Origin of the sequence: Jeotgalicoccus sp. FSL K6-3177 (assembly GCF_038050175.1) — a bacterium.
Lineage (GTDB): Bacteria > Bacillota > Bacilli > Staphylococcales > Salinicoccaceae > Jeotgalicoccus > Jeotgalicoccus nanhaiensis.
Map to the genome: position 1 here is coordinate 38,265 of NZ_JBBOSK010000001.1, position 11,681 is coordinate 49,945.

General features: G+C 36.2%; 10 protein-coding genes. 5 read left to right on the top strand and 5 right to left on the bottom strand.

Annotated elements, in window-relative coordinates:
• The 5 genes from MHH58_RS00175 to MHH58_RS00195 all read left to right on the top strand — a co-directional run bounded on the left by MHH58_RS00175 (position 1) and on the right by MHH58_RS00195 (position 5,151).
• The gene (locus MHH58_RS00175; RefSeq protein ID WP_341344634.1) at positions 1-768 is read left to right on the top strand and encodes a thiazole synthase; all 768 of its coding nucleotides are present in this window, start codon (positions 1-3) and stop codon (positions 766-768) included.
• Positions 768-1,772 (top strand): HesA/MoeB/ThiF family protein, encoded by a 1,005-nt coding sequence (locus MHH58_RS00180; RefSeq protein WP_341344635.1) that lies wholly within the window; start codon positions 768-770, stop codon positions 1,770-1,772. The genes MHH58_RS00175 and MHH58_RS00180 overlap by 1 nt, the downstream gene beginning before the upstream one ends.
• Before the next feature lie 326 nt (positions 1,773-2,098).
• Entirely contained in the window at positions 2,099-2,788 is a 690-nt protein-coding gene (locus MHH58_RS00185) for a FadR/GntR family transcriptional regulator (protein WP_341344636.1), read from the top strand.
• A gap of 57 nt (positions 2,789-2,845) precedes the next feature.
• Positions 2,846-3,994: a CynX/NimT family MFS transporter gene (locus tag MHH58_RS00190; RefSeq protein WP_341344637.1), complete on the top strand. Its 1,149-nt coding sequence runs from the start codon at positions 2,846-2,848 to the stop codon at positions 3,992-3,994.
• Positions 3,995-4,458: 464 nt separating this feature from the next.
• Complete coding sequence (locus tag MHH58_RS00195; protein WP_341344638.1) at positions 4,459-5,151, top strand: SDR family oxidoreductase; 693 nt, start codon at positions 4,459-4,461, stop codon at positions 5,149-5,151.
• Positions 5,152-5,586: 435 nt separating this feature from the next.
• Here MHH58_RS00195 and MHH58_RS00200 read toward each other — a convergent pair whose 3' ends face one another.
• From MHH58_RS00200 to MHH58_RS00220, 5 genes are all read right to left on the bottom strand, one after another.
• Positions 5,587-7,716 (bottom strand): bifunctional glycosyltransferase/CDP-glycerol:glycerophosphate glycerophosphotransferase, encoded by a 2,130-nt coding sequence (locus MHH58_RS00200; protein WP_341344639.1) that lies wholly within the window; start codon positions 7,714-7,716, stop codon positions 5,587-5,589.
• A 22-nt stretch (positions 7,717-7,738) separates the two neighbouring features.
• Positions 7,739-9,310 carry a glycosyltransferase gene (locus tag MHH58_RS00205; RefSeq protein ID WP_341344640.1) on the bottom strand — a complete coding sequence of 524 codons (1,572 nt, stop codon included), beginning with the start codon at positions 9,308-9,310 and terminating at the stop codon, positions 7,739-7,741.
• 292 nt (positions 9,311-9,602) lie between these two features.
• Complete coding sequence (locus MHH58_RS00210) at positions 9,603-10,394, bottom strand: hypothetical protein (protein ID WP_341344641.1); 792 nt, start codon at positions 10,392-10,394, stop codon at positions 9,603-9,605.
• Positions 10,369-10,716 carry a PadR family transcriptional regulator gene (locus MHH58_RS00215; RefSeq protein WP_186089578.1) on the bottom strand — a complete coding sequence of 116 codons (348 nt, stop codon included), beginning with the start codon at positions 10,714-10,716 and terminating at the stop codon, positions 10,369-10,371. Before MHH58_RS00215 ends, MHH58_RS00210 begins: the two co-directional genes overlap by 26 nt.
• 112 nt (positions 10,717-10,828) lie before the next feature.
• Positions 10,829-11,662, bottom strand: a complete 834-nt coding sequence (locus MHH58_RS00220; RefSeq protein ID WP_341344642.1) for a glycerophosphodiester phosphodiesterase — start codon at positions 11,660-11,662, stop codon at positions 10,829-10,831.
• Positions 11,663-11,681: the final 19 nt, after the last annotated feature.

Below are 11,681 nucleotides of genomic sequence, written 5' to 3' on the forward strand. Positions count from 1 at the left end.
ATGTTAGAAATTGGGGATTTAAAATTTAACTCAAGACTATTTTTAGGTACTGGAAAGTTCTCAGATGAGAAAATACAGGCCGCAGCAATTGAAGCGTCAGGTACAGAAGTGCTGACTTTCGCTGTCAGACGTATGAACTTATTTGATAAAGACCTGCCCAACCCGCTGGCAAATATTGATTTAAGAAAATACACGACATTTCCGAATACAGCAGGGGCGAAAACAGTGGAAGAAACTGTACGCATCGCAGAAATCGCAAGACATGCGGGTGTCTGTGACATGATTAAAGTTGAGATTATTGGCGATGATAAGACATTACTGCCTGACCCAATTGCGACATACGAAGCGTGTCAAATACTGCTGGACAAAGGTTATACAGTCTGTCCATATATTTCAAACGATGTCGTGCTTGCAAAAAGACTCGAAAGACTCGGTGTTCATGCGATTATGCCGCTCGCTTCTCCTATAGGTACGGGACGCGGTATTAATAATCCATTAAATTTAAGATATATTGTAGAACAATCCAGCATCCCTGTTATTGTGGATGCAGGAATCGGTTCACCAAAAGATGCGTGCTATGCTATGGAGCTGGGCGCAGATGCGGTATTATTAAACACCGCTGTATCGAATGCCAAAGACCCGGTTAAAATGGCAGAGGCGATGAAGCTTTCAATTGATGCAGGGGTACTGGGTTATGATGCAGGACGTATTCCGGTTAGGTATTCAGCACAGGCCTCCAGTCCTTCTGAAGGACTGGAGTTTCTTTAATGGAAAGATACGACAGGCAAATGAAATTTAATGACTTTGGAGAGAATAGTCAAAAAAATCTGATGTCAGCCACACTGATGGTGATGGGCGCCGGTGCACTTGGAACTCACGTTTCTGAAATGCTTGTGCGTATGGGTGCAGGTAAACTCATCATTATCGATATGGATATTGTTGAAATGACCAACCTGCATCGTCAGGCTTTATATACTGAAAAAGATGCAGAAGATATGACGCTGAAAGTTAATGCTGCCAAAGAAAAATTGTGTCAGATAAACCGTAATGTTGAGATTGTACCGATCAATACAGAAATAAATTCCAGTAACATCTCCGCAATCTTAAGAAAGTATCAGCCGGATATTGTAATTGACAGTATGGATCATTTTGAAATTCGATTTCTGATTAATGAAGCCTGTCATAAGCTTGATATCCCCTGGGTATATGGTGCCGCTGTAGGCAGTAAGGGAAGTGTGTACGGTATTGATTTTAAAGGACCTTGTTTAAAGTGCTTGATGGAGACTCTGCCATCGACGGGGGAAAGCTGTGCAATCAACGGTGTGCTTCCTCCTGTAATTTCCCTCATTGCCAGTATGGAAGTTTCTGAAGTCATTCGTTATTTATCAGGAAAAGGTTTTTCCAAGCAGCTCATTACTGTAGATACTTTTAAAATCGGCTTTCAAACGATAAATATAGATGAATTAAAGAATGAAGCCTGTGTGGTCTGTAAGAATCGGATATATGAACAGTTGAATAAAAATATGCTGCCCACTGTACAATCTAATTGCGGAAGTGTATATACACTCAGGTTCGACGAATCGGTTTTCAATCAGGAGCTGCCCGGTAAAACTATCAGGGCAAGTGCATTTGTTAAGTTATTGACTTATAAAAAATATAAGCTGACCTTATTTAAAGATGGCAGAATGAATGTTCATGGCATCTCTCGAAAAGAAGAAGCCAATGCTTTATATCAAGAAATGATTGAGAAATTGAGTGAATATCCTGTATAAAAATATAGTGTGAACTATCTCAAATAGATATCATTATAAACCAGTGACGGACATATTTAATATTGTCAAAATAGATGTAAAGCCTTTCCGTTTTTATAAAACGGAAAGGCTTTTATTTTTCAGATTATAAGTTTTCAGCATTTAAATATTTTTCCTTTCATTGATAATATCCGCTGATTCAAGCAGGTTAAAAACGCTATTGCAAAGAACGAGCTTGAATATATCTTATTTAGTATAAAGTTGATAAAGCTGGGATTGACAACATATTTTACCACTGTTAATATATCCAATGTACCAATCATCCTACAACTTTTAAAGGAGATCATATGATTCGTAAAACAAACCGAACACAGTTAGTAGAACAGGTTGCTTCTCAAATAGAAGAATTAATTGAAACTGGATACTGGACAGTCGGAGGAAAAATTCCTCCTGAAATGGAGCTGGTTGAGAGATTTGATGTTAGTCGAAATACACTTCGGGAAGCAATTCGTGCCTTAGTGCATGCTGGTTTACTTGAAACCAGACAAGGTAGTGGAACTATAGTGCGCTCTGCCAATTCACTTGATGCAGCACTGAGACGCTATATAAAAAAAACTGCTTTGCTTGAAACGCTTGATGTACGCTTAGCTTTAGAAAAACAAGCCGCTCAGTTGGCTGCTGAGCATAGAAGTGAGACGGATTTACTTACGCTTGAAGAATGTATTAAGAATTGTCGAAAGGCAGTTAAGAATCATAATCGCGAAAGATTTATTGCTTCAGATATCCGTTTTCATCAGACTGTTGTACAGTCTTCAAAAAATCAGCTGCTAATTGATTTATATGAACCGATGGTAGAGATTATATATACTTTTGTCGAAGATTTGATGGCGATGGATGTGCCTTTCAAGTACGAAGAAGAGCTGCATCTTGAGTTGTTTGAAGCAATTCAGAGCCATGATAAGAATGCAGCTGCAGCATATGTTGACAGTTATATGGAAGTATTAAGAAAAGATGTCGTTGAAATGATGGAGGACTAACAACATGGGAAATGAAAGAACAGCAGGTTCTTTTGATATCAATACAAAAAAAGTTGGTTGCTAATTATAGGTGTTATTTTAGTCAGTACAAATTTAAGAGGACCCTTCACTTCTGTAGGAGCACTTATTCCTTTTATACGGAATGATCTTGATATAAGCAATGCTCTCGCCGGATCCATTACGACATTACCTTTGCTGGCTTTTGCACTGATTTCTCCTTTTGCTCCCAAAATAGCCAATCGTATCGGTATGGAATGGACTATCACCTTATCACTGATTTTACTTATTATAGGTATTGTAATCCGTTCTTTTGGAGAAATTGTATTTTTATTTACCGGCACATTTTTCATAGGGCTTGCCATTGCAATCGGGAATGTATTAATTCCAGGAATTATTAAAATGAACTTTCCACTTAAGATAGGTCTTATGACCGGTATGTACGCTATATTTATGAATTTATTCGGAGCCCTCGGCTCAGGTATCAGTGTTCCTCTTGCCTCCACCGGAAATTTTGGGTGGCAGGGTGCACTTGGCGTCTGGAGTATACTGGCAGTCATTTCTTTACTGATTTGGCTGCCGCAGCTTACCAGTCAGCGTAATCAGCAAGCAAGTGTGGACACAGAGAAGAAAAGCAGTTTATGGCGCTCTCCGCTCGCATGGAAGATAACAATATTTATGGGCATTCAATCATTGATTTTCTATACTTTGATAACATGGCTCCCTGATATTTTGTATGCGAATGGTCTTAATTCCAGCACAGCGGGATGGATGCTATTCCTAATGCAATTTTCAATTATTCCTTTCACTTTTATTATTCCTGTGATAGCAGAGAAAATGAAAAGTCAAGTCGTTTTAAGTGTGACAACTGGTTTTTTATTCATCATCGGTCTTTCAGGATTATTGCAGGGTAACCTCACGTTGACTCCTATATACGTAATACTCCTTGGAATTGCCGGAGGCAGTGCTTTTAGTCTGTCTATGATGTTTTTTACGCTCAGAACAAGAAATGGCAAAGAAGCAGCAGAGTTATCGGGAATGGCTCAGTCCTTCGGTTATCTTTTAGCAGCAGTAGGTCCTGTATTAGTCGGGGCACTGCAGGATTTGACAAACGGATGGACGATTCCCCTGTCCCTGCTCATTTTCATATCTGTTATTTTTCTAATTGTAGGAATGTCATCAGGAAAAGAAAGGCAGGTTACAGATTGAAAAGAACAATAGGATGAAAGTAGCAATAAACCGCTTTTAATTGAAGTAAATCACTTCTATTAAAAGCGGTTTATTTTTACTTGTCCTTGTTTGGTTCCCGGACAGTTTGATAAGAAAACAGCATTTTAGTTTTTGACATTCTTATATTGAATTTTCTCTATCATAAGACGCTTCTGTCCTTTTGAATAACTAAAAAAAGCTCTACATATATATTCTTTTATGAGAATTACGAGATGTTTGCCATGTTATAGTGTTGTGAAAATTGAAGTGAAGTTCAATGAAATATCGTTATATCAGATCTGCAGAATATAAGAAAAGTGACGTTGTGAGAATCAGCACACAATTAGATATGAACAAAACTCTGTATTTTTCTCTCTGATTATTGAGTATTATTGTACAAAGTTGTGAATTTTTTATATGTTAGAATAATGGAGAGATAATTATACTTTCAAGGTGGTTTTTAAATGAATAATAAAGTAGCAGTAATTACAGGTGCAAGTAGCGGCCTTGGTGCCTCAGTGACGCAACGATTATCAGCATTAGGATATCACGTATGTTTACTTGGCAGAAATGAAAAGAAAATCAAAGCAGTTGCTGAATCTTTATACAATGAAGACTACTCAATTCATTTATTAGATGTGTCTGATAATAAGGAAGTAGAGAATGTTTTTAATATAATTAAAAATACAGTTGGAGATGTCAGCATCTTATTTAACAATGCGGGGATGGGCGCGTTTGATCTTTTAGAAGATATTGAAGAAAATGATATTAATAAGATGATAGATGTCAATCTTAAAGGTACTATATATTGTACTCAGCAAATCATTACTTCAATGAAAAAAAATAATGAAGGTACTATAGCGAACGTCATCTCCACAGCCGGATTGGAAGGAAAAGTAAATGAAACCGTCTATTGTGCGAGTAAATTTGGAGTAAGAGGGTTTACCGAAGGTTTATTAGCAGAATTAAAAGATACAAAAATTCAGGTATTTGGTGCCTATATGGGCGGAATGAGAACAGATTTTTGGAATGATATTTTGACAGAAGAACAAACAAAACATTTAATGGATCCAAATGATGTTGCGGATATTATTGTAAATAACATTAAAAAAAGAGACAAATTAAACGTAGAACAAGTAATTATTAAAAATCATTAAAGTATCTATACCTGAGTTTCATAGAAGATAGCAAAGTACTTAAAAAAATTTGTAAAAGCATGAAGTCTTAAGGTATGAATAAGCCAATATTTAATTTATCAGCATATATGTAATTTAATAAAAAGACCACTAAAAAATAGTGGTCTTTCATTAATTAGTGCGGGTAAAAAGAATCGAACTCCCACGTCGATTGAGACACTAAAGCCTGATTTTAGCGCTTCTACAAGTTCCGCCATATCCATTTAATATAATATTAATTAACAATAATATAAAACCCCTCTTTATGTTAATAATTTTTATTTCACTTTTGTTAAATCAGAATACACTAACGTATAATTATAACTGATGGTGGCATCTTTTCGTAAAGTGATCCATGTTGAATACTGCATCAAAAAGACGGAGCTAATTTAAATTAGTCCCGTCTTTTCTAAATGCTTATTTTTCGAATACTGCCTCAACAACTTTTTCTGATGATCTTCCATCATCCCAGCTGCAGAATCTTTCATAAAATTCGTTATACCGCTCTTTGTATTTCTCAGTAACTTCATCAATATTTTCAATCGCATTCATTATGTCATCATTGTTCATGAGCAATGGGCCTGGGAGTTCCGTCTCCATGTCGATGTAAAAACCGCGCAGCTGTCCCTGATACTTTTTAATGTCGTAAGTAAAGAACAGTATTGGACGTTTCAGGTTGGCATAATCAAAGAATACTGATGAATAGTCAGTAATGAGAATATCAGACATCAAGTACAGTTCACTGATATCACTGTATTTTGAAACATCATATGCAAAATCTTCTAAGCCTGTTAAGTCAATATTGGAGGCAACCAGGTAATGCATTCTGAGCAGGACGATATACTCTTCTCCAAATTGTTCTTTCAGCCTGTGAAGGTCGAGTTTCAGATTGAATTTATACTTCCCAACTTTGAAATATTCATCATCGCGCCATGTAGGTGCGTATAGAATGACTTTCTTATTAGTTGGTATCTGGTTTATTCTTTTCAGTCCGCTGATGGTTTCTTCATCATTCTGGTTTGTTAAGATATCATTTCTTGGGTACCCGGTTGGAAGCATTGTGTTATTGAACCAAAATGCTCTTCTGAAGATTTCAGCAGAATACTGGTTAGGTGCAATCAGATAGTCCCATTTATTAGTTTCATGGTTAAAGTTTTTCTTATACCGTGCAGCATTGGTACCTGGCATATGAACATTGTCCATGTCGCCGGCAAGTCTTTTAAGCGGCGTACCGTGCCAAGTCTGAAGATATGACTGTTCGTCCCTTTTGATGTATTTGTTTGGCATTCTTACATTGCTGACGATATATTTTGCTCTTGCAAGATAGTAATAATATTTGAGTGAGAATCGTTTAACAGTTTCAGGGTTTCCTGGTATCTTGGACGGCTCGTTCATAACCCATACGAATTTATAGTTACTTTTGTTCTTAAGCATGTATTCATAGATATATTTAGGACTGTCAGAATAAGCTTTACCCTGAAAGCTCTCAAAAAGAACCAGATTATCTTTGATATCTAAATTATTAAACACACGTTTATAAAACAATTCTTTTCGGCCTTTCCTGGAAGTAATGCCATTTTTAATGTCTCTCAGAAAATGGTTGAAATTGCTTAGTTTCCGGAAGTTGTTTATCTTGTTTGATTGTATTGCTTTGACATCATTTTTTAGGATAAAATCTTTGTTACTCAGTCGATTCGGGTCAATTTTATTTATACTTTCCACAAGGCCGGCAAAATAATAATCGATAGTAGTATCATCTTTAAATTCGGTCACCAAACGTTTTCTATAGAAGTTAAGGAGTTTGTCATCCAGATATTTTTGTCCTTCCTCACTCAAATCATCTGTTTTCAGCTGGTTATAAACACCAAAGAGATCAGGTGCGAGCTGTTTTAGGGAAGACTGTCTAAGGGACGGGTTATTAATTGGATCGTTTCCTCTTCTTCTGAAATAGATTGCTTCGTAAGAATAAGGTATTACCTCAACTTCTTCCATTAATGGAATCATGAATGTAAGATCCGAATAAGTTTTGAATTGTTCGGAAAACCTTAGATTCATGCTGTCTATGATTCTTTTTGAAATCAGGTAGTTGATTGCTGACTCTGTTCTGAGTAAGTCATGCCTGTTGTCTGAATACATCTTTATTTCATTTGTACCGGGCAGTATGATGGCAAAGCTGGTGCTGAAATCCGTCGATTTCATTCTTCCTCGGATTATCGGAAATTCTCCGATATTATCATGCAGCAGCTGCAGTATGTTTTCGGATACATAATCGTCGCTGTCGAGGAAGTATATATAATCGCCTTTTGCTTCTTCAATGCCGATATTGCGTGCAGCACCTACATAAATATCTGCAGGTGTATTAATAAATCTGTATCTGTCATCATCCAGGTATTCGTCATTAACCACTCTTTTCAATGCATCTATATCGGAGTGGAGTACCAGTACTTCAAAATTTGTGTATTTCTGGTTTTTTAATGATTCTAAAGCAGTATTTATATATTTTTCATTTTTTTCTGCTGGAGTGATTACAGAAATTAGGTTATTCATGATTATTGTTCCTTTCTAATTCTTAAAGCAGTTTATCTGTGAGAGAAAACCATAGTTTCTGATAGATTTCTTTGCTAAATTTCGTTTGTATTGTTTTATCTGCTTTATTGCCCATATATCTTGTTTTTTCAGGGTTTTTCAGCATTTGTATGATTCTTTCTGATAGTGCTTCTATGTCATTTTTTTCTATGAGGAAACCATTTACACCATCTTCAATCATGTCAGATGGGCCATACCTTATATTATAACTGACGACTGGTGTTTTATTTGCCATGCTTTCCATGACCGCAAGGGAGAAACCTTCAGCGTGGGAAGTCAGGACGGATAAAGCGCCGCTTTGGTATATTTTTCCTGGATTCTGAGTATATCCTTTAATCAGCACGTTATCATCGAGCCCCAATGATTCTATCATACCTGCATATTCTTTTTCTTTATCCCCGGACCCCCAGATTTCTAACTTAGCTTCCGGTACTTCCGCGATGACTTTTTTGAATGCCTTGATGGTATGATCTATGTTTTTGATTCCTGAAAATCTTGATACGATGACAACTTTAGACATGTCTCTTTCACTTTGACTGCTGTCTGGTTTCATAGTGGTTAAAATAGATTTTAATCCTTTGATTTTAGAGACATTCGGATCATAATAGTTTGGAATCACATAAACTTTGTCCTCATGCCCATAACGGCTGACTATATCATGTTTCTGTTTTTCTGTTAGAACGATAAGTGCATCAACACTTTGTATATTTTCTATTGCAAAGCCGTTTCGTTTATTTAGTTCGGAATCAGGATTATCAGGATTTTTAAGGTGGTTGCTGTGCATACGCAGTGCTTTTGTTGTGTATGAATGTTTCAGTTTAACAAGCAGTTCGTCAGTGCTGCGTGTATCAGAAATGGCCATTATTTTTGACTTCGATTCGTTTAATACAGTTTTCAGCCAGTAGAGTTTATGGGGCACAGTGTTGCCAGTTGTTTCACTGATGACTTCATTATTTGAACCGAAGTGGATGACCCTGCTAATCTTCCCAGTGGAAGGCTCACGCCAGAAACTGAAGATGGCCTTTCCTCTTTTGTCGAAGAACACTTGCTGCTTGAACTTGTTGTCTTCATAGCTGAAATACTGCACTCTGCTCACTTGACCGTAATAGTTATAATTCTCTCGTCTCACCCTGTAGCGGTTTTCATTGAAGTAGTCTATGAAATCAAGAGTATCATCATCCCGAAGAGCGATATATTTTTCATATATCCCATTGTTATAAAGTCTATAAGCATTGTAGTTTTTTCTTTGGGTTATGGCATAGCTTTTTTCATAATCGGAAAGATTTACTTTCAATTTACGGATATTAACCTTATCTTTATCAGTGTATAATGCCAGTTCCTCAAACATATTACGTATAACAACTTTTTCGCTGACCTTACCCATTTCTTTGAGCTTTTTACAGATTATCGGGAAACGTGGTTCATAGTGGAATGTCAGTATCTGGGTATCATAGCCGGCATCAGCAAAAGTGCTGGCTTGCCTCAGAGATGCGTGCGTAAGCCCGCCCTTATTTACATCTATGGAATTAAGCAGAATAATAATCCTGGGTTTCATAAAATCATCCTTATCTGATTCTCATTCATTAGAGTACTATTATATTATTTTGAATCTATAATAAAAGAAAAACCTTACGTACATACATTTACTTAAATACAAGCTTAACGAATTGTGCAGCTTTAAATTATTATTTTAACATGTATAGACTGCATACCCTTAACTCTCCTATCCTAATAGAAAAACGATACGATGAGAATTACCAAAAATAGACGCGTTAACAGATGTAAAAAAGCATCTAACCTGAAAAAAATGGTTAGATGCTTTTTTAATTTAACGGCGGATTTTACAGTTAATCTGCAAATTGCTTGTTATTTCTATGTTTAAGATATTCTATACTGATTAACATTAATAAAATCCCTGTGAATATCCAGCTGGTGGTAATGTCCAGGATACTAAGTCTCTCAATGGTCAGCATTATAAATGCGATAGTTAATATAAAAAATTCAATTTTTGATAGTGTTTCTTTAGTCAATAAGAAAAATACAGCTGTCAGTACAGTAATAATACCGTAAATCACCGGCAGTAATATAGTTAAGAAGGGTACATGGTATTCAAAGATAACTATTGAATCAAGCATAGGATGAAGTGAAAAAACTATCATCAGTTTAATAAATATAAATAATATTAGAAATGAAATTGTCGTTACATTTTGATGATTTGCACTTTTAAAAGCTTGAAACTTGATACCGCGGTTCATTAAGGGGATTAATATCAGACTGAGAATCGGAACCAGTAAAAGTACATAAGAAACAGTGATCTTTGTAAAAATCAAACTGACCAGTATATAAAAGCTTAGAAAATATAAGTTTAATAAAGCAAAAGTTTTCCAAAATTCTTTCCTGCTTGCCGACACAGTCTCACCAATTTCCAATGCATATTCTTCAGGATTATTTCCAAACAGTTCTTTGAAAGATTGGTTATTTTCTATAAGGTTTACTGCCATTTCATGCAGCACATCATATTTTTCATCTTTTTTTGCATAATGAGAGTCAAGAATACCTTCTAATTCTATAAAATACTCTCTGTCACTTTTACTCATCTCTTCAAGCATTTGTTCATACTCTTTTACGATCTGTTTCATAATGAGTATCCTCCAAAAATATCGTATTTACTGCAGAGTCAATTCTGTCCCAATTGTCTTTATAAATTTTTAAATATGATAAACCCTCTTCTGTCAGAGAGTAATATTTTCTCATTGGTCCCTGCTTTGACTTGATACGGGTGCCTTTGATATAGCCTGATTTTTGTAATTTTAAAAGTAATGGATAGATACTGCCTTCGCTTACCATATCCAGATTAAATTCATGCAGTCGTGTGATTATATCGTAGCCGTACATGGGTTCTTTCTCGATAAGTTTTAAAATACAGCCCTCCAGAATACCTTTTAACATTTGCGAATTCACTTATATCAGCCCCTCCCTACCTTGCAAGGCAATTTAGTGAAAGTATAAAACAAAGCCGCTAACTTGTAAAGTAAGTTAGCGGCAGAAGGTTTTGATTTGTTTGTCACTCTTGCTATTCTTTTAGTGCTTCAGCATAGTCCGGATAATCTGTAATAAGTCCGTCGACACCGAATTTATAAATCCGTTCTGCTTCTGCTTTGGTTTTTATCGTGTACGGGCTGATCTTCATTCCCGCTTGATGTACGTTGTCTACCAATTCAGATGATACGATTTTTAAATTAGGGTTAAAGTATTCTGCGTATGCTGCAAATTCTTGCAACTGCTGATCTGTTACATTTTTATAATTCTCTCCGGCGAGTACACCGTGGGTGATTTCCGGCAGCAGTTCTGCTGATTTGATAACAGAGGGATGATTGAATGACTGAATAACAATATTGTTTGAAGTATCCAGCTTATATTTGGCTAAAGCTTCTGCCACTTTTTCCTCAACTCCCGGATAAAGTTCGGGAGATTTTAACTCTATTAAGATATTTATCTTCTCACCGTACATTTCTAGGACTTCATTTAAAGAGGGAATCTTTTCCCCTGCATATTTTTTATCAAACCAGCTGCCGGCATCCAATGATCTTAATTCCTCTAAGGTGTAGGCTGAAACATTTCCTGTACCATTTGTAGTTCGATCCAGAGTGTCATCGTGAATGACGACCGGTAAATCATCTTTTGACAGCTGCACATCAATTTCTATGTAATCTGCCTGCATCTCAACAGCTTTATCAAAGGCGGCTAAAGTGTTTTCCGGTGCATAACCGGAAGCGCCCCGATGAGCAATATTCATTATCTTGTTTCTGCTTTCGTCTGTATCTCCTCCGGAAATAATAGAGAAAGTGGCTGTCACTCCAAAAGATAAGATAATTAAGAAAGTAACAATTATGGCGAATCGTTTCATCTGACATCTTTCCTTTCCC

Bases quoted from the DNA above. Each gene is read 5' to 3' on its own strand.
- MHH58_RS00175 (WP_341344634.1), top strand. From the start codon at position 1: ATGTTAGAAATTGGGGATTTAAAATTTAACTCAAGACTATTTTTAGGT.
- MHH58_RS00180 (WP_341344635.1), top strand. From the start codon at position 768: ATGGAAAGATACGACAGGCAAATGAAATTTAATGACTTTGGAGAGAAT.
- MHH58_RS00185 (WP_341344636.1), top strand. From the start codon at position 2,099: ATGATTCGTAAAACAAACCGAACACAGTTAGTAGAACAGGTTGCTTCT.
- MHH58_RS00195 (WP_341344638.1), top strand. From the start codon at position 4,459: ATGAATAATAAAGTAGCAGTAATTACAGGTGCAAGTAGCGGCCTTGGT.
- MHH58_RS00200 (WP_341344639.1), bottom strand. From the start codon at position 7,716: ATGAATAACCTAATTTCTGTAATCACTCCAGCAGAAAAAAATGAAAAA.
- MHH58_RS00205 (WP_341344640.1), bottom strand. From the start codon at position 9,310: ATGAAACCCAGGATTATTATTCTGCTTAATTCCATAGATGTAAATAAG.
- MHH58_RS00210 (WP_341344641.1), bottom strand. From the start codon at position 10,394: ATGAAACAGATCGTAAAAGAGTATGAACAAATGCTTGAAGAGATGAGT.
- MHH58_RS00220 (WP_341344642.1), bottom strand. From the start codon at position 11,662: ATGAAACGATTCGCCATAATTGTTACTTTCTTAATTATCTTATCTTTT.